The following is a 21,882-nucleotide window of genomic DNA, read 5'->3' on the forward strand; positions in this document are numbered from 1 at the left end:
GCTGACGTTATGGTCAGGAAAAATCCTCTGTTGCGGATTTGTAATCGAACAGCCGGCTGGCTCATCGCAGCCCTAGCGCCTACACTGCCGATCCGCCCAAGGAGCCCCGCCATGCTGATTGTTGCCGACGAAAATATCCCGCTGCTCGATGCCTTTTTTGCCGGTTTCGGCGAGATCCGCCGGGTGCCGGGCCGTTCCATTGACCGGGCCACGGTCGAACAGGCCGACGTGCTGCTGGTGCGCTCGGTGACCAACGTCAACCGCGCGTTGCTCGAAGGCAGCCAGGTGCGTTTTGTCGGTACCTGCACCATCGGCACCGATCATCTGGATCTCGAATACTTCAACGAGGCCGGCATCACCTGGTCCAGCGCGCCGGGCTGCAATGCTCGTGGTGTGGTGGATTATGTGCTGGGCAGCCTGATGACTCTGGCTGAAATCGAAGGTGTCGATTTGAGTGAGCGCACCTACGGTGTGATCGGCGCCGGCGAAGTGGGCGGTCGCTTGATCAAGGTGCTGAAAGGGCTGGGCTGGAACGTGAAAGTCTGCGATCCGCCGCGTCAGGCGGCCGAGGGCGGCGACTATGTCAGCCTGGAGCAGATCATCCAGCAGTGCGACGTGATCAGTCTGCACACCCCGCTGACCCGCAGTGGTGAAGGCGCGACCTGGCACTTGTTCGACGAGCAACGTTTGCAGCAACTCAAGCCCGGCGCCTGGCTGATCAATGCCGCCCGTGGTCCGGTGGTGGATAACGTCGCGTTGCGCGAAGTGCTGCTGGAGCGTGAAGACTTGCAAGCGGTCCTCGATGTGTGGGAAGCCGAGCCTGAAGTCGATGTCGCCTTGGCAGAACTCTGTGTGCTGGCGACTCCGCATATCGCCGGTTACAGCCTCGATGGCAAACAGCGCGGCACGGCGCAAATCTATCAGGCGTATTGCGATTTCATCGGTCAGCCGGCCAGCATTCAGCTCGGCGACCTGTTGCCGGCACCGTGGTTGTCGGAAGTTTCCCTGCACGCCGACAGCGATCCGGCCTGGGCGCTGGCGATGTTGTGCCGTGGCGTGTATGACCCGCGCCGGGACGATGCGGATTTCCGTCGCACCCTGTTGGGTAGCGTTGGCGAGCAACGTGCGGCGTTCGATGTGTTGCGCAAGCAGTATCCGGTACGGCGCGAGATCGAAGGGCTGAAGGTGCGGATTGACGGTGATTCGCCGGCCCTGCGGCAGATCGTGACGGCGCTGGGCGCTGTGGCCGTATAAACCGCGGGCAGAAAAAACCCGGCCTGCAGAGGCCGGGTCAGGAAGACGGTGGCTACATCACTTTTGTTCGGCAGGCTTGACCAATCGCTTCTCCAGTTCGCGGCAAGCGTTCTGGATCATGTCTTCAGTGATTGGCACTTCACGCCCATCCTTATCGATAATCGAGCAACCCAGAGGTTGGCCGGGCTTGGTGCGGATCACTTGAATCTTGTCGTCGCTGCTGTGTTGCAAGGACATGGCCTGTCTCCTCATCAGGTTGTGTAAGCACAATAAAACCGTCAGGTGACCAGGCTGTGACAACTCCCTTCGATCTTTCCGGAACGGTATCTTCACTCAAGCAGAAATGACCGTTCGTCTCAACCCGGACATTAGACCGATAGCATCTAGGGGGTAGTCTGGCCGGTCATAATTAACCTGACTCATTGTGATTTGCAGAGTTCCACCCCATTGAGTGTCCAGGCTGGCCCCATTAATCAGCACACGACGTGAACCTGAATGATCCCGATGCTCTCCTCGCGACACCGCCGGGCCTTGCGCCTGACCAGTCATTTTCTCGCCCCTTATCGATGGCAGGCCTTCGGCGCACTGCTCGCGCTGATCGTCACGGCCGGCATCACTTTATCGATGGGGCAGGGCATCAAGCTGCTGGTCGATCAGGGTTTCATGACCCAGTCGCCGCATTTGCTCAACCAGTCCATTGGCCTGTTCATGCTCTTGGTGCTGGGGCTCGCGGTCGGCACTTTTGCCCGGTTTTATCTGGTGTCATGGATCGGCGAGCGGGTGGTGGCCGACATTCGTCGGCAGGTGTTCAACCATCTGGTGTACCTGCATCCCGGGTTCTACGAGGACAACCGCAGTTCGGAAATCCAGTCGCGCCTGACCGCTGACACGACGTTGCTGCAATCGGTGATCGGTTCGTCGCTGTCGCTGTTCCTGCGCAATCTGCTGATGGTCATTGGCGGTGTCGTGCTGCTGTTCATCACCAATGCCAAGCTCACCAGTATCGTGGTGATTGCGCTGCCACTGGTGATTGCGCCGATCCTGATTTTCGGGCGACGCGTGCGTAATCTTTCGCGGCTGAGTCAGGACCGGATCGCCGACATTGGCAGCTATGTCTCGGAAACCCTTGGCCAGATCAAGACCGTTCAGGCCTACAACCATCAGGTGCAGGACGAACAACGCTTCGCCGGCACCGTCGAGCAGGCGTTCGAAACCGCACGCAAACGGATTTTCCAGCGGGCCTGGCTGATTACGCTGGTGATCGTGCTGGTGCTCGGTGCCGTCGCGGTGATGTTGTGGGTCGGCGGGATGGATGTGATTGCCGGACGAATTTCTGCCGGTGAGCTGGCGGCGTTCGTGTTCTACAGCCTGATCGTCGGCAGTGCGTTTGGCACGTTGAGCGAAGTGATCGGCGAATTGCAGCGCGCAGCGGGCGCCGCCGAGCGCATTGCCGAACTGCTGCGTTCCGAGAACATTATCCAGCCGCCGAAAGACGGGCTGGTAACCTTGCCGGAGCGGATCAAAGGCGAGCTGGCGTTGCAGGACGTGCGCTTTTCCTACCCTTCGCGTCCCGAAAGCTTTGCCGTTGACGGCTTGAATCTGACGGTCAACGCGGGCGAAACCCTTGCGCTTGTAGGTCCGTCCGGTGCGGGCAAGTCCACGGTTTATGACTTGTTGCTGCGTTTCTACGATCCGCGCGAAGGGCAAATCCTGATCGATGGCGTGCCGCTGACGAGTCTTGATCCGCTGGACCTGCGCCGCTGTTTTGCACTGGTTTCGCAGACTCCGGCGCTGTTCTTCGGCAGCGTCGAAGAAAACATTCGCTACGGTTGCCCGACCGCCACCCTGGAGCAGGTGAAAGAAGCTGCGAAAATCGCCCACGCCCACGACTTCATCGAACAAATGCCCGACGGCTACCAGACCCATCTGGGCGATGGCGGTCTTGGCCTTTCAGGCGGACAACGCCAGCGCCTGGCCATCGCCCGGGCATTGCTGGTCGACGCGCCGATCCTGCTGCTGGACGAAGCCACCAGCGCCCTCGACGCCCAGAGCGAACACCTGATCCAGCAAGCCCTGCCCAGCCTGATGCAGAACCGCACCACGCTGGTAATCGCCCACCGCTTGGCCACGGTGAAAAACGCCGACCGGATTGCAGTAATGGACCAGGGCAAGCTGGTGGCGATCGGCACGCATCAGGAGTTGATTGCCAGCAATCCGTTGTATGCGCGGTTGGCGGCGTTGCAGTTCAGTGATGGGCAAAAAGCTCATTGAATATGGCTGCCGAGCTCGATGGCATCGGGCATTATGGCGACCATTGAGAAGCATCTGGAAAGGATATGAGCCGCTACCAACCCCCGTTGACCCTGACGCCTCGAATGCTTGCGTTGATCGCAGAGATCAGTGAGCAGATCGGTCAGCTTTCGGCTGCTGACAGTGGGCGACAGACACCTCAGTTGCGTCGTGGGAATCGTATTCGAACGATCCAGGCTTCTCTGGCCATTGAGAACAACACCCTCAGTGTCGAACAGGTAACTGCTGTGTTGGCCGGTCAAAGGGTGTTGGGTCTGCCTCGGGAAATTCAGGAAGTGCGCAATGCTTTTGCCGCATATGAGTGCTTGACTGACTGGAAACCCGGTAATCGTTCCGACCTGCTGCGTGCTCACGAATTGTTGATGCATGGATTGATTGACGACTTTGGTCGCTTTCGTCGAGCGGGAGTCGGTATCTATCGTGGCGAACAACTGGTCCACATGGCTCCGCCGCCAAGCAGGATTGCCCATTTGGTTGACGACTTGCTGGCGTGGCTCGAGGCTTCGGACTGGCATCCGCTGATTACCAGTTGTGTCTTTCACTACGAGTTTGAGTTCATCCATCCATTTGCCGATGGCAATGGTCGAATGGGGCGGCTATGGCAGACGTTGATCCTCAGTCAATGGCGACCGGTGTTGGCGTATTTGCCTGTCGAGGCGGTGATTCGCGAGCAGCAGGATGATTATTACGCGGCGTTGTCGGCTGCTGACCGAATGGCGGAATCAGCGCCGTTCGTGGAGTACATGCTGAATGCGCTGAACCTGGCGTTGCGCGAGGCTATCGAAAATGAGCCTTCTACCGACCAAGTAACCGACCAAGTAACCGACCAAGTAAGAAAGCTGCTTCAGCTACTCGTTGATAGCACTCCTCTCAGTGTCAACGAGCTGATGGGGGCGCTGGGTCTGGCCCACAAGGCTACTTTTCGCGCGAACTACCTGACACCTGCTTTAGTGGGTGAATTGATCGAGATGACTGATCCCGACTCGCCGAGGAGCCCGAATCAGAAGTACCGGCTGACTTCGAGCGGCAGATTTCAGTTGGTGAAGTTGCAACACGGTTAGCCAATTATGATCCCAAAAAAATGCCCGCATCTTTCGATGCGGGCATTTTTGTTTACGTCGATCTTTACACGATCACTGATCGTCAAAGTACCGCTCGTGCCAGTCCACCAGCGGTTGCGGCGAGTTGAGTTTCTGGCCGTAGATCACTGAATAGGACAGCACGTTCTGCACGTACTGGCGGGTCTCGTCGAACGGGATGCTTTCCACCCACACGTCGAAACTCAGGTGATCGGCGCCGCGCAGCCACTGGCGCACGCGGCCGGGGCCGGCGTTGTACGCGGCGGAGGCGAGCACGCGGTTGCCGTTGAACTGGCTGTGCACCTGGCTCAGGTAGGCGGCGCCAAGCTGGATGTTCTTGTCCGGATCGAGCACCTGCTGCGGCGAGGCCAGCGGAATGCTGAACTTGCGCGCGGTTTCCTTGGCGGTGCCGGGCATCAGTTGCATCAGGCCGCTGGCGCCGACGCCGGAGCGGGCGTCGTCCATGAAGGCGCTTTCCTGACGGGTGATGGCGAACACCCAGCTCGAGTGCAGGCCACGAACCTTGGCTTCACGCACGAGGGTGTCGCGGTGGGCCATCGGGAAGCGGATGTCCAGGTCGTCCCAATACTGGGCCTGGCTGATGGTGCGGATTGCCGGGAAATACCATTTCAGGTCATAGGCCAGTTTGGCCTGGGCGACCATCTCGTCGCGGTTGAAGTGACGGCTGACGTGGTACCACTCGCGGCGGCCGTCGACGATCTGCCCGCGGGCGTGGAATTCCAGCGCCCGGCGCACGCCGGGGGTGTTGCGCACCTTGTTGATGGTGGCCTGGCTGAGTACCAGCGGCTTGTTGACCAGCGAATAGGGCAGCTGTGAACGATCGGCAGCCAGGAAACCGTAGAAATCCCGCTCCCGTGCGAGGCTCTTGTACAGCGTCTGTGCTTCCGGGTTCTGCGGTTGCGCCAGTTCCAGGCTCCGGGCCTGCCAGTAACGCCAGCGGTTGGTGGTGGCCAGATCCTGCGGCAGGCGGCGGGTCAACTGATAGGCATCGTCCCAGCGCGCCAGGCGCAGCAGCAGGCGCAGGCGCCATTCGGAAACTGTGTTGTCGCGCAGTTCCGGGTCATATTTGGTCATCACGTCCAGCGCGCGGCTGTCGAAGCGACGGGCCAGGGTCAGGCCGATTTCCCGGGCGATGGCGACTTTTTCATCCCGCGAGAAATGCATGCTGCTGGCGTAGCCATCAAGCAGATCCATGGCCTTGTCCGGATCCTGACGGGCCAGGCGGCGCAGGCCGAGGCTGACGATGTCCGACATCGGTTCGTCGGCCGGGGTGAAGCGCGATGGCTGGTTGAGCAGTTCAGGTTTCTGCGCCACATCCACCAGCAGACGCCCGCGTGGGGACAGTGTGGTCAGGCCGTTGACCAGGCTGTTGGCCAACGGATAGTTACGCGCCTGGGCGGCGAGTTTGGTGCGCTCCCAGCGTTTTTGCTCGGTCAACTGGCCGTCGGCGGCCCAGATCCCGAACAGCGCGTCACACGCGGCGGGTTGCGATTTGCCGGTCAGCCACAGTTTGTCGGCATTGGCGTAACCCTCGGCCTTGTGGCCGCTGCTGATCTGGTACTGCGCGTTCAGGCAGTCCAGTTCGGTGAAGTTGAGTTTCGGGTCGTAATACTTGACGAAGGTCGCCCAGTCGCCACGGTCGGCGAGCCAGCGCAACCAGCGCAGCTTCATCCAGTTGGCCTGGGGCAGGTCACCGTGTTCGGCGAGGAATTTCTCGATTTCCGCGTTGCTGGCGGTCTTCAGGCGGGCGGTCAGTTCGTCATAGGCCAGATACGGCTCCAGCGGATAATCGGCGAGCGCCTGGCTGTAACGGAAATACGGGCCGGTGTCGCCCTTGGCCAGGGCGCGCTTGGCCTCATCGTAATACTGGCGCTGGGTGGACAGGTCCACCGCCTGGGCGGATTGAGCAGCAGCGGCGGTGAGTAGCAAACAGGACAAAACACTGAGAAGGCGACTGCGCATGAGACATCCGGGCAGAGAAATCATGACAAGTGCCAGCGTGGGCGGCACTGAATTGTCTGTAGCTTAGCCTTTTGCCAGCAGACGGCGAAAGCTTTGCCGGCCTTGCGGCACAAGTTCGCAACAAATGTTGTGCAGAGTACGTCAGCGGCGAAATTGCCGGCCTGTTCGGCCCTCGATTCAGGTAGAATGCGCGCCCGGTTTTTGGAGAAGCTCATGACCCTGCTCAAATTCAGCGATGTGTCCCTTGCATTCGGCGCGATGCCGTTGTTGGACAAGGTGTCCTGGCAGATCGCCCGTGGTGAGCGGGTGTGCATCATCGGTCGCAACGGCACTGGCAAGTCCAGCATGATGAAACTGGTCAAGGGCGACCAGAAGCCTGACGACGGCGCCGTGTGGCGTGCCCCCGGTCTGAAAATCGGCGAATTGCCGCAGGAATTGCCGGTGGCCGACGAGCGGACCGTGTTCGACGTGGTGGCCGAAGGCCTCGACGGTGTGGGTGCGCTGCTTGCCGAATACCATCACCTGAGCCAGAACATCGTTACCGACGCTGATCTGGAAAAGCTGATGCACGTCCAGCACGACCTCGAAGCCCGTGACGGCTGGCGCTTGCAGACCCTGGTCGACAGCACCCTGAGCCGCCTGCAACTGCCGGCCGACAAGACCCTCGCCGAGTTGTCCGGTGGCTGGCGTCGTCGCGTGCTGCTGGCCCAGGCGCTGGTGTCCGAGCCGGATCTGCTGCTGCTCGACGAACCGACCAACCACCTGGACATCGGTGCGATTGCCTGGCTCGAAGAAGCGCTGAAGGATTTCCAGGGCGCCGTGCTGTTCATCACGCACGACCGTTCCTTCCTGCAAAACCTGGCCACCCGCATCCTCGAACTGGATCGCGGCGGCCTGATCGACTGGAACGGTGACTACGCCAGTTTCCTGGTCCACAAAGAAGCCGAACTGGCCGCTGAAGAAACCGCCAACGCGCTGTTCGACAAGCGTCTGGCTCAGGAAGAAGTGTGGATTCGTCAGGGCATCAAGGCCCGTCGTACCCGTAACGAAGGCCGCGTGCGTGCGTTGAAGGCCCTGCGTGTCGAGCGCAGCGAGCGTCGAGAGCGCACCGGCAAGGCCAACATCCAGCTGGAAACAGCGGAGAAGTCCGGCAAGCAGGTGATGGTGCTGGATAACGTGAGCTTCGCGCACCCGGGCGGTCCGTTCCTGATCCGCGATTTCTCCATGGTGCTGCAGCGCGGCGATCGTATCGGCCTGCTCGGCGCCAACGGTACCGGCAAGACCACCCTGCTGAAATTGATGCTCAGCGGTCTGCAACCGACCAGCGGCAAGGTGGAAGAGGGCACCAAAATTGACGTGGCCTACTTCGACCAGTTGCGCCATCAGCTGGATCTGGAAAAGACCGTGGTCGACAACGTCGCCGAAGGTCGCGATTTCATCGATATCAATGGCCAGAGCCGCCACGTGCTGAGCTATCTCGGTGATTTCCTGTTCAGCCCGCAGCGTGCCCGCACGCCGGTGAAGGCGTTGTCCGGTGGTGAGCGTGCGCGCCTGCTGCTGGCCAAACTGTTCAGCAAACCTGCAAACCTGCTGGTGCTCGACGAACCGACCAACGACCTGGACGTGGAAACCCTCGAGTTGCTCGAAGAAGTGCTGCTGACCTTCAACGGCACCGTGCTGATGGTCAGCCACGACCGGGCATTCCTCGATAACGTGGTTACCAGCACCCTGGTCTTCGAAGGTGAAGGCAAGGTTCGCGAATACGTCGGCGGCTATCAGGACTGGATCCGCCAGGGCGGTTCGCCGCGTCTGTTGGGCGTGACTGAAAGCAAATCCGGCAAGGCTGACCTGAATTCGGCGGTGGTCACTGCCGAACCGGCCCCGGTTGCCGCGCCTGTCGCTACGGCCCCGGCTGCGAAGAAGAAACTGAGCTACAAGCTTCAGCGCGAGCTGGAAGCTTTGCCGGGCGACATCGACGCCAAAGAGCAGCAGATTGCTGCTGTGGAGGCTGAAATGGCTGAAGCCGGCTTCTACCAGCGTCCGCCGGCCGAAACGGCCAAGGTGATTGCAATGCTTGAGCAGTTGCAGGCTGAGCTGGATGCGCTGGTGGAGCGTTGGGCCGAGCTGGATGCCTGATTGTTTCCAGGCATGAAAAAGCCCGGCGTCCAGTGATGGACGTCGGGCTTTTTAGCTTTTCACAAGTGCCTGGGGTCAGCGTTTGACCAGGTGCACCGCCAGCACATCGCAAGGTGCACCGTGCAGAACATCGTTGGCGGTCGAACCCAATAACAGCGCCAGACCATGTCGGCCATGGCTGCCGACCACTATCAGGTCGCATTCCTGATCCTTGGCGAAGTGGTGGATTTCCTGGCGTGGCTGGCCGTAGGTCAGGTGGCAGTTGGAGCCTTCCAGTTCGGTGTACTTGTGCTTCAGGCGCTCGAGGCGTTCCTTGGCTTGATCGAACTGTTGTTGTTGCAGTTGTGACAGATCCATCGGCACGTCACCCCCGAAGGCCATGGCCATCGGTTCGACGATATGCACCAGCGACAGCTTGGCGCCATTGCTCACCGACAGCTCTCGGGCGCGGTGGATCACAGGGTCGCACTCTTCGGTCAGATCTACGGCGACCAGGATATGGTGGTAGGGCATGAGGTGCTCCTCGTGAGGGATCAATATTGTTAAGTATGGCTGGTTTCAAGCGCATTGGTTCCAAAGTGACGCAATGGGCTCATGACAAAACGGGAGTACACATATGACGGTCTGGCTGGTGGTGTCAATCCTGCTGGTGGTGTTGAGCCCTCTGGCGTGGTTGCGTCCGTCCCGTGCACAGAGTGGCCGGATAGCCTTGCGCACGGAGGCCCGGCGTATCGGGCTGGCCATGCAGTTGGCGCCGCAGGAGTGGCCGCACTGGTTGTCTCAGGAGCCGCCAAACCCGTGCGCGCAATACCATCGGCCACGGTGCGGCAAGCAGCCGGAGTGCTGGACGTATTGGCAGAAATCACCGGGTGTGTGGGTCAATCAGTGGCAGGAAGTCTGTGAAGAACCGCTGCTGCTGAATCATTTCGAAAAATTGCCGGGCAACGTTTTCAAGGTCGAGGCCGACAAACAGATGATCGCGCTCTATTGGGGCGAAAAGGGTGACGCTTCGGTTCTGCTGGAAATGGATGCCACGCTGAAAGCGCTGGCATGACACACCGACGTTTCGCACTGCAACGGTGCGAAACGTCTGGCAGACGAGCAATAAAAAGCCCGACATGATTCATCGGGCGGGGTTGGCCAGGCAGGCCGGAAATTCTTTTGGGCGTTGAACCGGAGTCATCCGGTCAGCAAACGTGCGCCTGTTTTCCTTCGTAGTCCAGCCAGCGTAGCCTGTTAAACAAGGCTTGCGGTGAATTAGGGCGACTTTTCTAACTATTAATCTTATGAATGCCCTGACATGCAAGCATGCGTGGACGGGCTGCGTCTTACAGAAATGACCGCAAAGTCGCATTTCAACCCGTATTTAGGGCGATTGACAATTGTCGGAAATTCCGTGAAGGTGGCGTACCCAAATCAAACGGGCGTATGAATTGAGCGTTTGTATTGCAGACTGCTCCTACAGAATCCCGACTATCGCGTTGGCGGGTGTGCCGGGTGGATTGGTGTCAGCATTGACGAAAAAGCGTCCTGCCGAGCCATTCGCCTGCGTCCGACGTGTACTGTTCAGCTTCCATATCGTGGAGATCAGTTGATGATTTACGAAGGTAAAGCCATCACGGTTAAAGCTCTTGAAAGTGGCATCGTCGAATTGAAATTCGACCTCAAGGGTGAGTCCGTCAACAAGTTCAACCGTCTTACCCTGAACGAACTGCGTCAGGCCGTAGACACCATCAAGGCAGATGCTTCGATCAAGGGCGTGATCGTCAGCAGTGGCAAGGACGTGTTCATCGTCGGCGCCGACATCACCGAATTTGTCGACAACTTCAAGCTGCCGGATGCCGAGCTGGTTGCTGGCAATCTCGAAGCCAACAAGATCTTCAGCGATTTCGAAGACCTCAACGTTCCGACCGTGGCCGCAATCAACGGCATCGCTCTGGGTGGCGGTCTGGAAATGTGCCTGGCGGCGGACTACCGCGTCATGTCCACCAAGGCCAAGATCGGTCTGCCGGAAGTCAAGCTGGGCATCTACCCGGGCTTCGGCGGTACCGTGCGTCTGCCGCGCCTGATCGGTGCCGACAACGCCATCGAGTGGATTGCCGCCGGCAAGGAAAACCGTCCTGAAGACGCGCTGAAAGTCGGCGCCGTCGATGCCGTGGTTGCCCCTGAAAAGCTGCAGGATGCCGCTGTTGAGCTGATCAAGCGCGCCATCTCCGGCGAGTTCGACTACAAGGCCAAGCGTCAGCCGAAGCTGGAAAAGCTCAAGCTGAACGCCATTGAACAAATGATGGCTTTCGAAACCGCCAAGGGTTTCGTGGCTGGCCAGGCCGGGCCGAACTACCCGGCCCCGGTTGAAGCGATCAAGACCATCCAGAAAGCCGCGAACTTCGGTCGCGACAAGGCACTGGAAGTCGAAGCTGCAGGTTTCGTGAAACTGGCCAAGACCTCTGCCGCGCAGAGCTTGATCGGTCTGTTCCTGAACGACCAGGAACTGAAGAAAAAGGCCAAGGCCTACGACGAAATCGCCAAGGACGTGAAGCAGGCTGCCGTACTGGGCGCCGGCATCATGGGTGGCGGTATCGCCTATCAGTCGGCCTCCAAGGGTACGCCGATCCTGATGAAGGACATCAACGAACACGGCATCGAGCAAGGTCTGGCGGAAGCCGCCAAGCTGCTGGTCGGCCGCGTTGATAAAGGCCGCATGACTGCCGCGAAGATGGCTGAAGTGCTCAACGGCATTCGTCCTACGCTGTCCTACGGCGATTTCGGTCACGTTGACCTGGTCGTTGAAGCCGTGGTCGAGAATCCGAAGGTCAAGCAAGCCGTTCTGGCGGAAGTCGAAGCTCAGGTCAAAGAGGACACCATCCTTGCGTCCAACACCTCGACCATTTCCATCAGCCTGCTGGCCAAGGCTCTCAAACGTCCGGAAAACTTCGTCGGTATGCACTTCTTCAACCCGGTGCACATGATGCCACTGGTGGAAGTGATCCGTGGCGAGAAGTCCAGCGAGCTGGCGATTGCCACCACCGTTGCCTACGCCAAGAAAATGGGCAAGAACCCGATCGTCGTCAACGACTGCCCGGGCTTCCTGGTCAACCGCGTACTGTTCCCGTACTTCGGCGGTTTCGCCAAGCTGGTCAGCGCTGGTGTGGACTTCGTCCGTATCGACAAGATCATGGAAAAATTCGGCTGGCCGATGGGCCCGGCATACCTGATGGACGTGGTCGGCATCGACACCGGCCACCACGGTCGTGACGTGATGGCTGAAGGCTTCCCGGACCGCATGAAGGACGACCGTCGTTCGGCCATCGACGTGCTTTACGAAGCCAAGCGTCTGGGTCAGAAGAACGGCAAGGGCTTCTATGCCTACGAGGCCGACAAGAAAGGCAAGCAGAAGAAAGTTGCCGATCCGTCGGTACTGGAAGTGCTCAAGCCGATCGTCTACGAGCAGCGTGAAGTCACTGACGAAGACATCATCAACTGGATGATGATCCCGCTGTGCCTGGAAACCGTGCGTTGCCTGGAAGACGGCATCGTCGAAACCGCCGCCGAAGCCGACATGGGTCTGGTCTACGGTATTGGTTTCCCTCCATTCCGTGGCGGTGCGCTGCGCTACATCGACTCGATCGGTGTTGCCGAGTTCGTTGCCCTGGCCGACCAGTACGCTGATTTGGGCGCGCTGTACCACCCGACCGCGAAGCTGCGCGAAATGGCCAAAAACGGCCAGAGCTTCTTCGGTTAAGCGCCCCCAACTAGAGTGAGAGTGAACTTATGAGCTTGAATCCTAGAGACGTCGTGATTGTCGACTTCGGTCGTACTCCGATGGGCCGCTCCAAGGGCGGCATGCACCGCAACACCCGCGCCGAAGACATGTCGGCGCACCTGATCAGCAAACTGCTGGAACGCAACACCAAGGTCGATCCTGCAGAAGTCGAGGACGTGATCTGGGGCTGTGTGAACCAGACCCTGGAGCAGGGCTGGAACATCGCGCGCATGGCGTCGCTGATGACCCAGATCCCGCACACCTCGGCCGGCCAGACCGTCAGCCGTCTGTGCGGCTCGTCGATGAGTGCGCTGCACACCGCTGCGCAAGCGATCATGACCGGCAACGGTGACGTGTTCGTGGTTGGTGGCGTCGAGCATATGGGCCACGTGAGCATGATGCACGGTGTCGATCCGAACCCGCACATGTCCCTGTACGCGGCAAAAGCCTCGGGCATGATGGGCCTGACCGCTGAAATGCTGGGCAAAATGCACGGCATCACTCGCGAACAGCAGGACGCCTTTGGCGTGCGCTCCCACCAGTTGGCCCACAAGGCAACTGTGGAAGGCAAGTTCAAGGACGAAATCATCCCGATGCAGGGCTATGACGAGAACGGTTTCCTGAAAACCTTCGACTACGACGAAACCATTCGTCCGGAAACCACCCTGGAAAGCCTGGCGGCTCTGAAGCCGGCGTTCAATCCAAAGGGCGGCACCGTGACTGCCGGTACTTCGTCGCAGATCACCGATGGTGCTTCGTGCATGATCGTGATGTCGGCGCAGCGTGCACAGGACCTGGGCATTCAGCCGCTGGCCGTGATTCGTTCGATGGCGGTGGCAGGTGTGGATCCGGCGATCATGGGCTATGGTCCGGTACCGGCGACTCAGAAAGCACTGAAACGTGCCGGCCTGGGTATCAACGATATCGACTTCTTCGAGCTCAACGAAGCGTTCGCCGCACAGGCCCTGCCAGTGCTGAAAGACCTGAAAGTGCTCGACAAGATGAATGAGAAGGTTAACCTGCACGGCGGCGCGATCGCCCTGGGTCATCCGTTCGGTTGCTCCGGTGCCCGTATTTCCGGCACCTTGCTGAACGTGATGAAGCAGAATGGCGGCACCTTCGGGGTGGCCACCATGTGCATTGGCCTCGGCCAAGGCATCTCCACCGTCTTCGAACGCGTTTAAGCGTCTCGTCGATGGAAGCCGGGGCCAAGTGCCCCGGTTTTTGTTTTTGCGGATTTATTTTTGTTTTTATTTTGAAAAAATTTGAGTGAGGGCCGAAGCATGCCGATACAACCTGGGCTCTACCAACATTACAAAGGTCCGCAGTACCGCGTATTCAGTGTCGCGCGGCATTCCGAGACCGAAGAGGAAGTGGTCTTTTACCAAGCCCTGTATGGCGATTACGGCTTCTGGGTACGTCCCTTGAGCATGTTCCTGGAGTCCGTCGAGGTTGACGGCGAGCAGGTCCCACGCTTTGCTTTGGTGCAAGCCGAACCGAGCCTTTTTTCGAAGCCGTAAGGCGAGTGCGCGCAAAACCCTGCGCTTGACCTCACCTTGTAGCCACTATATATAGCGGTGCCGCGTCAGGCGCCAACCGCCTTTCACTTCTAGAATTCAGGAATTTTCTGATCCATGGGCAAATCGCTGGTCATTGTGGAATCCCCGGCTAAGGCCAAGACCATCAACAAGTATCTGGGCAACCAATACGTGGTGAAGTCGAGTATCGGCCATATCCGAGACCTGCCCACCAGCGGTTCGGCTAGCGCCAGCAAGGAGCCAGCTGCCAAGCGTGGCAAGGCAGCTGCGGGCGAAGCGCCAGCGCTGTCGCCGAAAGAGAAGGCGCGCAAGCAGCTGGTCTCGCGCATGGGTGTCGATCCGGATCATGGCTGGAAGGCCAAGTACGAGATCCTCCCGGGCAAGGAAAAGGTCATCGAAGAGCTGCGCCGGCTCGCCAAGGATGCTGACACCATCTATCTCGCAACCGACTTGGATCGCGAGGGGGAAGCCATTGCCTGGCACCTGCGCGAAGCCATCGGTGGTGACGACAGCCGCTACAAGCGCGTGGTGTTCAACGAAATCACCAAGAAAGCGATTCAGGAAGCCTTCTCGGAGCCGGGCGAGCTCGACATCGATCGAGTGAACGCGCAGCAGGCCCGCCGTTTCCTCGACCGCGTCGTGGGTTACATGGTTTCGCCGCTGCTGTGGGCCAAGATCGCTCGCGGTCTGTCCGCCGGTCGTGTGCAATCGGTTGCCGTGAAGCTGGTGGTCGAGCGTGAGCGTGAAATTCGTGCGTTCATCCCGGAAGAGTACTGGGAAGTGCATGCCGACCTCGGCACAACCAAGGGCTCGACCGTGCGTTTTGAAGTGGCCCGTGAAAAGGGTGAGGCTTTCAAGCCGCTCAACGAAGCGCAGGCCATGGCGGCGCTGGAGAAGCTGAAGTCTTCCAGCTACAGCATCGTCAAGCGTGAAGACAAGCCGACCAGCAGCAAACCGTCGGCACCGTTCATCACCTCCACGCTGCAGCAGGCTGCGAGCAACCGCCTGGGCTTCGGCGTGAAGAAAACCATGATGATGGCCCAGCGTCTGTACGAAGCCGGCTACATCACTTATATGCGTACCGACTCGACCAACCTCTCGGCCGATGCCGTGGCGATGGCGCGTACTTATATCGAAGACGAGTTCGGCAAGAAGTACCTGCCGGAAACGCCGAACGTCTACAGCAGCAAGGAAGGCGCACAAGAGGCTCACGAAGCGATTCGTCCTTCCGACGCCAACACCACGCCAAGCAAGCTCGCTGGCATGGAGCGTGACGCTGAGCGCCTCTACGAGCTGATCTGGCGCCAGTTCCTGGCTTGCCAGATGCTGCCGGCGCAATACCTGTCGACCACCGTCAGCGTGGCCGCTGGCGACTTCGAGCTGCGTGCCAAGGGGCGTATCCTGAAGTTTGACGGCTACACTCGCGTCCTGCCGCAAATTGCCAAGCCGGGCGACGACGATGTCCTGCCCGACATGGCGCAGGGCGACGTGATGAAGCTGATCAAGCTCGACCCGACCCAGCACTTCACCAAGCCGCCGGCCCGTTACTCGGAAGCCAGCCTGGTGAAGGAAATGGAAAAGCGCGGCATTGGCCGTCCTTCGACCTACGCGGCGATCATTTCGACCATTCAGGATCGCGGTTACGTGACCCTGCACAACCGTCGTTTCTATTCGGAAAAGATGGGCGACATCGTCACCGAGCGTCTGTCCGAGAGCTTCTCGAACCTCATGGACTACGGCTTCACCGCCGGCATGGAAGAGAACCTCGATGACGTGGCCCAGGGCGAACGCGACTGGAAAAACGTGCTGGACGAGTTCTACGGTGACTTCAAGAAAAAACTCGAAGTGGCCGAGAATCCGGAAGCCGGCATGCGTGCCAACCAGCCGGTGATGACCGATATCCCGTGCACCACTTGCGGCCGTCCGATGCAGATTCGTACTGCGTCGACCGGTGTGTTCCTCGGCTGCTCGGGCTACAGCCTGCCGCCGAAAGAGCGCTGCAAGGCCACGGTCAACCTGGTGCCAGGCGATGAAATTGCTGCGGACGACGAGGGTGAATCGGAATCCCTGGTGCTGCGCGGCAAGCATCGTTGCCCGATCTGCAGCACGGCAATGGACGCTTACCTGCTCGATGAAAAGCGCAAGCTGCACATCTGCGGTAACAACCCGGATTGCGCCGGCTACGAAATCGAAGAGGGCAGCTATCGCATCAAGGGTTACGAAGGCCCGAGCCTGGAGTGCGACAAGTGCGGCAGCGAGATGCAGCTCAAGACCGGCCGTTTCGGCAAGTTCTTCGGTTGCACCAATCCGACTTGCAAGAACACTCGCAAGCTGCTGAAGAGCGGTGACGCGGCGCCGCCGAAGATGGATCCGGTGAAGATGCCTGAGCTGAAATGCGAAAAGGTCAACGACACTTACATCCTGCGCGACGGTGCTTCAGGCCTGTTCCTGGCGGCCAGCCAGTTCCCGAAAAACCGCGAGACCCGTGCTCCGCTGGTGATCGAGATTCTGCCGCACAAGGACGAGATCGATCCGAAGTACCACTTCCTGTGCGAAGCGCCGCAGAAGGACCCAGATGGTCTGCCGGCAGTGATCCGCTACAGCCGCAAGACCAAGGAGCAATACGTCCAGACTGAAGTCGACGGCAAACCGACTGGCTGGAAAGCGTTCTTCGACGGTGGCAAGTGGACAGTTGAAGACAAGCGCCCGGCGAAAGCCAAGGCTTGAACAAGCGCTGATCCGAGGCTGCCCTGACCGGGTGGCTTCAACACAAAAGGCCGCATGACAACCTTCTGGTTTTCATGCGGCCTTTTTGTTTAAAGCTTGCGGTCGGATTGGTTGATCCATGACACTGTCCGACCTGTATGAAGAAATTATTTCGCTGCGGAGAGTGCCGATATGGCCCACGAGCTCTATACCCGTACCAATCAGAAGATCTATTTCGCGGGTCTGTCGCTGGAAGCGCTGGCCAGGGCTGAAGAGGGGCGGGCGATGAATTCGCTTGCGTTGATTCAGGCCGGGCGCGAATCGGCACTGTTTCATCTCTATGGTGCATTGCTGGGGTTATGTCACGAAATTGCAGGGTTTTACCGTCTGCCACAGGCTAACGCGCCCCGGGCGGAAACGCTGTTGACCCGCGAAGTGCTTGAGTCGATTGCGATTCCAGAGTTGGCCGAGATGGTCGAGTTGGCGGGTAATCCGGAAACCTGGCTGGCTAAATTGCTGGCCGCACATTCGGCGCTGTTTCAGCCGCCACGGGTGCCACACAAGCCAAAAGGCGATGTGACCCAGCCGCTGATTCAGGCGGTCAATCTGGATGAAGAGCAAGCCCCGGAAGAGTTGAGTCGTGAAGAGCTGGAGAGCTGGCGGCAGAATCTGAAGAGTCTGGCTATCCGTTTCCGTGAAGGACTGAACGAGTGCTGATGGCTTCTTGACCGGCGGCGACGAGATGCATGCTGCTGGTCAAGATCCTGAGCGAATCCTGAACGATCTCTATATAATCCCTGCCTTTCGTGGAGAACAGACCTATATGCCAACGTCCTTTCTAGAAATTGTCGAGCTACCAGACGGCCGAATCGAACTGCGCAGGGCCGAGGACGAGGGTTCTCTGGTGACTCTGGATTTCTCCGAGGATGCCAAGGCATTTCTGCAGGGCCAGCATGTTGAAATTGCCAAGGCGATGCTCAGCGTTGGTGTGCAAATGGCTGGTCGAATGGTTGAAGGCGAGTTTGATAAGGAGGAGGGGCCGCGGGTTCTTCATTGAGCACCGCCCGTCGCTTATCGCTTCGTTTCGGCTTCTCTGTCCTTTGAGAAGCCCCGCGCTTCAGATAGCGCGCACGTAGTCAGCCCAGTCGAATATTCAGGCTTTGAGCGTCCCCGGTGCGGGCGGCGCTGATCAGTTGTTGGCGTGAGCATGAGTTGAGCGGGTTCAACCATGTCACCACGGTGTGACTGCGTCCCAGGCGCAAGGCTTCGCAAGCCAGTTGCTGTGCGCTCTGAGTCCCGCGCGGTTGCAGCAGCAGAATGCGTTCGCGATTCAGTCCCGCATCCCGCAGCCAGGCCTGGGTCAGGCTCGCGGGTGGTGCAATCAGGGTCAGCCAGCGTGCGTCCTGATCCTCACTCAATTCACGAAGTATCGGTGCCAGCAGGTTCAGGCAGTTCCCGGCCGCACCGCGCAGCGACAGTTCACTGAACGCTTCGGGTTCGACATTCCATGGGCGTTCGGCTACATCCTTGAGGATGGGGGCCAATGGTTGCGCCAGAAAAGCCTCGAACAACGGCAGTTGTGTTTGCTGAGGTACGTGTGGGAACTGCATAAAGCCTCCTTTAGCGGCGGATTACGCCGACACTCAAGCCTTCAATCACCAGTTCCTGATCTTTCAGGTCGACTTCGATAGGGGCGAACTCAGGGTTCTCGGCGATCAGCCAGACTTTGCTGCCATCGCGCTTGAAGCGTTTGACGGTCACTTCGTCGCCGATCCGCGCAACGACGATCTGGCCGTTACGTGCTTCCCGGGTCGTGTGAACCGCCAGCAGGTCACCGTCGAAGATGCCGATGTCCTTCATGCTCATCCCGTGGACGCGCAACAGGTAATCTGCGCGAGGATGGAAGAAGGCCGGGTTGATGTTGCAGGACTCTTCGATGTGCTGCTGGGCGAGAATCGGCGCACCGGCGGCCACTCGGCCGATGATCGGCAGGGTGGATTCGTCGACCTTGGCTTCAAAGCCGGGGATTCGAATGCCGCGAGAGGCGCCGGGAGTCATTTCGATTGCGCCTTTGCGGGCGAGCGCCTTGAGATGCTCTTCGGCCGCGTTGGGCGATTTGAAACCCAGTTCCTGAGCGATTTCCGCACGGGTCGGCGGGTAGCCGTTGTCTTCGAGGCAGCGTTTGATAAAGGCCAGAATCTCGGCTTGGCGTGGCGTCAGCTTAAGCATATTGATCGCTCTGTCTTTTTATACAGTGACTGGGATTATATACAGTGAAGCAGTCTTGGCAATGATCGTTTTTTGCCAGGCCGCCGGACGGTCAGTGACGGCGTCGATTAATGTGGCGTCCTTGTTGTGGTTAAATATCTGACCGACCATTCCCAAAACGAACCGGCAGGCTTGACAAGGCACAGGCTGAAACGTATGTTTCAAACAAGTGTTTGTCAGGCGGAGTAGCCATGGCCCAGTCGGAAACCGTTGAACGCATTCTTGATGCTGCAGAACAGCTGTTCGCGGAAAAAGGTTTCGCCGAAACCTCATTGCGTCTGATCACCAGCAAGGCCGGGGTCAACCTCGCAGCGGTGAACTATCACTTCGGTTCGAAGAAGGCGCTGATCCAGGCGGTTTTTTCGCGCTTTCTCGGTCCGTTCTGCATCAGCCTCGATAAAGAGCTGGAGCGCCGCCAGGCCAAGCCAGAGAACAAGCCTTCGCTTGAAGAGCTGCTGGAAATCCTCGTCGAGCAGGCGCTGGTGGTGCAGCCACGCAGCGGCAATGACCTGTCGATCTTCATGCGCTTGCTCGGTCTTGCATTCAGCCAGAGCCAGGGCCACTTGCGCCGTTATCTGGAAGACATGTACGGCAAGGTTTTCCGCCGCTACATGCTGCTGGTAAACGAAGCGGCGCCACGTATTCCTCCTATCGAACTGTTCTGGCGCGTGCACTTCATGCTCGGCGCAGCGGCATTCAGCATGTCGGGTATCAAGGCCCTGCGCGCGATTGCCGAGACCGATTTCGGCGTCAACACCTCCATCGAACAGGTGATGCGTCTGATGGTGCCGTTCCTGGCCGCCGGCATGCGTGCCGAAACCGGCGTCACCGATACCGCAATGGCCACCGCGCAGTTGCGTCCTCGCAGCAAATCGACACCGGCACCGGCCAAGGTTTAACCGTCCATGGGTGGGCGTGGCAGCGGACATCCGCTAAGCTAGCCGCCCATGCCGACTCTCGTTTTGAACCCGTTACTCATTGAAATCACCAACCTGCCGGGCAATGCCTCTGGTAGTGGTTTCATGGGCGACGGGTTTTTCGTTTTCAAGGAATCTCTATGACTGCTGGCCTGCAAGGCTCGTTGATGGTGGACGTCGCCGGTACCTGGCTGACGGCCGAAGATCGCCAATTGTTGCGCCAGCCCGAAGTGGGCGGCCTGATCATTTTTGCCCGTAATATCGAGCACCCGCGTCAGGTGCGCGAGCTGAGCGCGGCGATCCGTGCCATTCGCCCGGATCTGCTGCTGGCGGTGGACCAGGAAGGCGGTCGCGTCCAGCGTCTGCGTCAGGGCTTCGTGCGTCTGCCGGCCATGCGGGCGATTGCCGACAACCCGAATGCCGAATATCTGGCCGAGCAATGCGGCTGGATCATGGCTACAGAAGTACTGGCGGTCGGCCTCGATCTGAGCTTTGCCCCCGTGCTGGACCTGGATTACCAGCGCAGCGCCGTGGTTGGCACTCGTTCATTCGAAGGCGATCCGGAGCGTGCAGCACTGCTCGCCGGTGCGTTCATCAAAGGTATGAACAGTGCCGGCATGGCGGCTACCGGCAAGCATTTCCCCGGCCACGGCTGGGCGGAAGCCGACTCACACGTCGCAATCCCCAACGACGAGCGTAGCCTCGAACAGATCCGCGCCAACGACCTGGTGCCGTTCGCCAGACTCAGCAAGCAACTGGCCGCCGTCATGCCGGCCCACGTCATTTATCCGCAAGTCGACGCACAGCCCGCAGGTTTCTCCCGGCGCTGGTTGCAGGACATCCTGCGCGGTGAGTTGCAGTTCGACGGTGTGATTTTCAGCGACGATCTGTCGATGGCTGGTGCCCATGTGGTCGGTGACGCCGCCAGTCGTATCGAAGCGGCACTCAGCGCCGGTTGCGACATGGGTCTGGTGTGCAACGATCGTGCTGCCGCCGAGCTGGCCCTGAGCGCCGCGCAACGCATGAAGGTCAAGCCGTCGCCACGCATTGCGCGGATGCGCGGCCAGGCGTTCGCCAGTACCGAATACCGTCAGGATCCGCGCTGGCTGACCGCTGTCGGCGCCCTCAAAGACGCTCAACTGATCGATTAAGGATTTTTCGCTATGACGGTTTACGCAATTATCGGCGGCACCGGCCTGACCCAGCTGGAAGGCCTGAGCATTCGTCAGTCGCTGGCAGTGGATACGCCTTATGGTGCGCCATCGGCTGAAGTCCAGATCGGTGAATACGCCGGCAAGGAAGTGCTGTTCCTGGCTCGCCACGGCCACCCACATCGCTTTCCGCCGCACAAGGTCAACTACCGCGCCAACCTGTGGGCATTGAAGCAGGCCGGGGCCGAAGCAATCATTGCGGTCAACGCCGTGGGCGGGATTCATCCTGCAATGGGCACCGGACATTTCTGTGTACCGCATCAGATCGTGGACTACACCAGCGGGCGTGAGCACACCTATTTCGCCGATGATCTGGAACATGTCACACACATCGACTTCAGCTTTCCCTACAGCGAGCCGCTGCGTCAGCAATTGATTGCAGCGCTGGCCGCCGAAGGCTGCGAATACAGCGACCAAGGCGTTTACGCCTGCACCCAGGGCCCGCGACTGGAAACCGTGGCCGAAATCGTGCGTCTGGAGCGTGACGGTTGCGACATCGTCGGCATGACCGGCATGCCGGAAGCGGCGCTGGCTCGCGAGCTGGATCTGGATTACGCCTGTCTGTCGCTGGTGGTGAATCCGGCGGCGGGCAAGACCACGGCGGTGATCACCATGGCCGAGATCGAGCAGGCACTGCATGACGGCATGGGCAAAGTGAAGTCAACGTTGGCGCAAGTGCTCAAGGGCTGAGTCTGGCTCCGCAATGCCTTGAATGAA

Annotated in this window: 19 protein-coding genes; 14 read left to right on the forward strand and 5 right to left on the reverse strand. The window is 59.5% G+C overall.

Annotated elements, in window-relative coordinates; all coding sequences use genetic code 11:
• Nucleotides 1-111: 111 nt before the first annotated feature.
• Entirely contained in the window at nt 112-1,254 is a 1,143-nt protein-coding gene (pdxB, locus tag M5B44_RS27915; RefSeq protein WP_248741235.1) for a 4-phosphoerythronate dehydrogenase PdxB, read from the forward strand.
• Between the two features lie 57 nt (nt 1,255-1,311).
• Here the strand turns inward: pdxB and M5B44_RS27920 are convergent, their stop codons facing one another.
• A complete protein-coding gene (locus tag M5B44_RS27920; protein WP_065260694.1) occupies nt 1,312-1,491 on the reverse strand; it encodes a PA1571 family protein in 180 nt (59 codons plus the stop codon).
• Nucleotides 1,492-1,749: 258 nt separating this feature from the next.
• Between M5B44_RS27920 and M5B44_RS27925 the strand changes: the two genes are divergently transcribed.
• Both M5B44_RS27925 and M5B44_RS27930 read left to right on the forward strand, forming a co-directional pair.
• Nucleotides 1,750-3,525 carry an ABC transporter transmembrane domain-containing protein gene (locus tag M5B44_RS27925; RefSeq protein ID WP_248741236.1) on the forward strand — a complete coding sequence of 592 codons (1,776 nt, stop codon included), beginning with the start codon at nt 1,750-1,752 and terminating at the stop codon, nt 3,523-3,525.
• Nucleotides 3,526-3,590: 65 nt separating this feature from the next.
• Nucleotides 3,591-4,625, forward strand: coding sequence for a Fic family protein (locus M5B44_RS27930; RefSeq protein ID WP_248741237.1), 1,035 nt, complete (start codon nt 3,591-3,593; stop codon nt 4,623-4,625).
• Nucleotides 4,626-4,697: 72 nt separating this feature from the next.
• Here the strand turns inward: M5B44_RS27930 and M5B44_RS27935 are convergent, their stop codons facing one another.
• A complete protein-coding gene (locus M5B44_RS27935) occupies nt 4,698-6,626 on the reverse strand; it encodes a transglycosylase SLT domain-containing protein (protein WP_248741238.1) in 1,929 nt (642 codons plus the stop codon).
• A 213-nt stretch (nt 6,627-6,839) separates the two neighbouring features.
• Between M5B44_RS27935 and M5B44_RS27940 the strand changes: the two genes are divergently transcribed.
• Entirely contained in the window at nt 6,840-8,762 is a 1,923-nt protein-coding gene (locus tag M5B44_RS27940; protein WP_248741239.1) for an ATP-binding cassette domain-containing protein, read from the forward strand.
• A gap of 75 nt (nt 8,763-8,837) precedes the next feature.
• On the opposite strand, the gene M5B44_RS27945 is transcribed toward M5B44_RS27940, so the two are convergent.
• A complete protein-coding gene (locus M5B44_RS27945) occupies nt 8,838-9,275 on the reverse strand; it encodes a universal stress protein (protein WP_047295289.1) in 438 nt (145 codons plus the stop codon).
• A 103-nt stretch (nt 9,276-9,378) separates the two neighbouring features.
• On the opposite strand from M5B44_RS27945, the gene M5B44_RS27950 reads away from it, so the two are divergent.
• The 7 genes from M5B44_RS27950 to M5B44_RS27980 all read left to right on the forward strand — a co-directional run bounded on the left by M5B44_RS27950 (nt 9,379) and on the right by M5B44_RS27980 (nt 17,826).
• Nucleotides 9,379-9,816, forward strand: a complete 438-nt coding sequence (locus M5B44_RS27950) for a hypothetical protein (RefSeq protein WP_248741240.1) — start codon at nt 9,379-9,381, stop codon at nt 9,814-9,816.
• A gap of 540 nt (nt 9,817-10,356) precedes the next feature.
• Nucleotides 10,357-12,504, forward strand: coding sequence for a fatty acid oxidation complex subunit alpha FadB (fadB, locus tag M5B44_RS27955; protein WP_248741241.1), 2,148 nt, complete (start codon nt 10,357-10,359; stop codon nt 12,502-12,504).
• 29 nt (nt 12,505-12,533) lie between these two features.
• Nucleotides 12,534-13,709: an acetyl-CoA C-acyltransferase FadA gene (gene fadA, locus M5B44_RS27960; RefSeq protein ID WP_007953060.1), complete on the forward strand. Its 1,176-nt coding sequence runs from the start codon at nt 12,534-12,536 to the stop codon at nt 13,707-13,709.
• A gap of 99 nt (nt 13,710-13,808) precedes the next feature.
• Nucleotides 13,809-14,045, forward strand: a complete 237-nt coding sequence (locus tag M5B44_RS27965; protein WP_007953059.1) for a DUF1653 domain-containing protein — start codon at nt 13,809-13,811, stop codon at nt 14,043-14,045.
• 114 nt (nt 14,046-14,159) lie between these two features.
• Nucleotides 14,160-16,790 carry a type I DNA topoisomerase gene (gene topA / locus M5B44_RS27970; RefSeq protein ID WP_248741242.1) on the forward strand — a complete coding sequence of 877 codons (2,631 nt, stop codon included), beginning with the start codon at nt 14,160-14,162 and terminating at the stop codon, nt 16,788-16,790.
• 171 nt (nt 16,791-16,961) lie between these two features.
• The gene (locus M5B44_RS27975; RefSeq protein WP_085713138.1) at nt 16,962-17,486 is read left to right on the forward strand and encodes a DUF6586 family protein; all 525 of its coding nucleotides are present in this window, start codon (nt 16,962-16,964) and stop codon (nt 17,484-17,486) included.
• Between the two features lie 106 nt (nt 17,487-17,592).
• Nucleotides 17,593-17,826 carry a hypothetical protein gene (locus M5B44_RS27980; protein WP_003226592.1) on the forward strand — a complete coding sequence of 78 codons (234 nt, stop codon included), beginning with the start codon at nt 17,593-17,595 and terminating at the stop codon, nt 17,824-17,826.
• A 79-nt stretch (nt 17,827-17,905) separates the two neighbouring features.
• Here M5B44_RS27980 and sulA read toward each other — a convergent pair whose 3' ends face one another.
• Together sulA and lexA are read right to left on the reverse strand one after the other, a co-directional pair.
• Nucleotides 17,906-18,379, reverse strand: coding sequence for an SOS-induced cell division inhibitor SulA (gene sulA, locus M5B44_RS27985; protein ID WP_248741243.1), 474 nt, complete (start codon nt 18,377-18,379; stop codon nt 17,906-17,908).
• 10 nt (nt 18,380-18,389) lie between these two features.
• On the reverse strand, nt 18,390-18,998 hold the full coding sequence (gene lexA / locus M5B44_RS27990) for a transcriptional repressor LexA (RefSeq protein ID WP_085713140.1): 609 nt from the start codon (nt 18,996-18,998) through the stop codon (nt 18,390-18,392).
• 230 nt (nt 18,999-19,228) lie between these two features.
• Between lexA and M5B44_RS27995 the strand changes: the two genes are divergently transcribed.
• From M5B44_RS27995 to M5B44_RS28005, 3 genes are all read left to right on the forward strand, one after another.
• Nucleotides 19,229-19,936, forward strand: a complete 708-nt coding sequence (locus M5B44_RS27995; RefSeq protein ID WP_085713141.1) for a TetR/AcrR family transcriptional regulator — start codon at nt 19,229-19,231, stop codon at nt 19,934-19,936.
• A 158-nt stretch (nt 19,937-20,094) separates the two neighbouring features.
• Complete coding sequence (gene nagZ / locus M5B44_RS28000) at nt 20,095-21,105, forward strand: beta-N-acetylhexosaminidase (protein WP_248741244.1); 1,011 nt, start codon at nt 20,095-20,097, stop codon at nt 21,103-21,105.
• Nucleotides 21,106-21,117: 12 nt separating this feature from the next.
• On the forward strand, nt 21,118-21,855 hold the full coding sequence (locus M5B44_RS28005; protein WP_248741245.1) for an S-methyl-5'-thioinosine phosphorylase: 738 nt from the start codon (nt 21,118-21,120) through the stop codon (nt 21,853-21,855).
• Nucleotides 21,856-21,882 lie beyond the last annotated feature (27 nt).

This window comes from Pseudomonas sp. MWU12-2029, from assembly GCF_023242425.1.
Classification (GTDB): Bacteria; Pseudomonadota; Gammaproteobacteria; order Pseudomonadales; family Pseudomonadaceae; genus Aquipseudomonas; species Aquipseudomonas kribbensis.

Excerpts from the sequence above, each read along its gene's own strand:
- fadB (WP_248741241.1), top strand. The coding sequence starts at position 10,357 with ATGATTTACGAAGGTAAAGCCATCACGGTTAAAGCTCTTGAAAGTGGC.
- M5B44_RS27925 (WP_248741236.1), top strand. The coding sequence starts at position 1,750 with ATGATCCCGATGCTCTCCTCGCGACACCGCCGGGCCTTGCGCCTGACC.
- M5B44_RS27995 (WP_085713141.1), top strand. The coding sequence starts at position 19,229 with ATGGCCCAGTCGGAAACCGTTGAACGCATTCTTGATGCTGCAGAACAG.
- nagZ (WP_248741244.1), top strand. The coding sequence starts at position 20,095 with ATGACTGCTGGCCTGCAAGGCTCGTTGATGGTGGACGTCGCCGGTACC.
- M5B44_RS27935 (WP_248741238.1), bottom strand. The coding sequence starts at position 6,626 with ATGCGCAGTCGCCTTCTCAGTGTTTTGTCCTGTTTGCTACTCACCGCC.
- M5B44_RS27950 (WP_248741240.1), top strand. The coding sequence starts at position 9,379 with ATGACGGTCTGGCTGGTGGTGTCAATCCTGCTGGTGGTGTTGAGCCCT.
- topA (WP_248741242.1), top strand. The coding sequence starts at position 14,160 with ATGGGCAAATCGCTGGTCATTGTGGAATCCCCGGCTAAGGCCAAGACC.
- fadA (WP_007953060.1), top strand. The coding sequence starts at position 12,534 with ATGAGCTTGAATCCTAGAGACGTCGTGATTGTCGACTTCGGTCGTACT.
- pdxB (WP_248741235.1), top strand. The coding sequence starts at position 112 with ATGCTGATTGTTGCCGACGAAAATATCCCGCTGCTCGATGCCTTTTTT.
- sulA (WP_248741243.1), bottom strand. The coding sequence starts at position 18,379 with ATGCAGTTCCCACACGTACCTCAGCAAACACAACTGCCGTTGTTCGAG.
- M5B44_RS27975 (WP_085713138.1), top strand. The coding sequence starts at position 16,962 with ATGGCCCACGAGCTCTATACCCGTACCAATCAGAAGATCTATTTCGCG.
- M5B44_RS27980 (WP_003226592.1), top strand. The coding sequence starts at position 17,593 with ATGCCAACGTCCTTTCTAGAAATTGTCGAGCTACCAGACGGCCGAATC.
- lexA (WP_085713140.1), bottom strand. The coding sequence starts at position 18,998 with ATGCTTAAGCTGACGCCACGCCAAGCCGAGATTCTGGCCTTTATCAAA.
- M5B44_RS27940 (WP_248741239.1), top strand. The coding sequence starts at position 6,840 with ATGACCCTGCTCAAATTCAGCGATGTGTCCCTTGCATTCGGCGCGATG.
- M5B44_RS27920 (WP_065260694.1), bottom strand. The coding sequence starts at position 1,491 with ATGTCCTTGCAACACAGCAGCGACGACAAGATTCAAGTGATCCGCACC.
- M5B44_RS27945 (WP_047295289.1), bottom strand. The coding sequence starts at position 9,275 with ATGCCCTACCACCATATCCTGGTCGCCGTAGATCTGACCGAAGAGTGC.
- M5B44_RS27930 (WP_248741237.1), top strand. The coding sequence starts at position 3,591 with ATGAGCCGCTACCAACCCCCGTTGACCCTGACGCCTCGAATGCTTGCG.
- M5B44_RS27965 (WP_007953059.1), top strand. The coding sequence starts at position 13,809 with ATGCCGATACAACCTGGGCTCTACCAACATTACAAAGGTCCGCAGTAC.
- M5B44_RS28005 (WP_248741245.1), top strand. The coding sequence starts at position 21,118 with ATGACGGTTTACGCAATTATCGGCGGCACCGGCCTGACCCAGCTGGAA.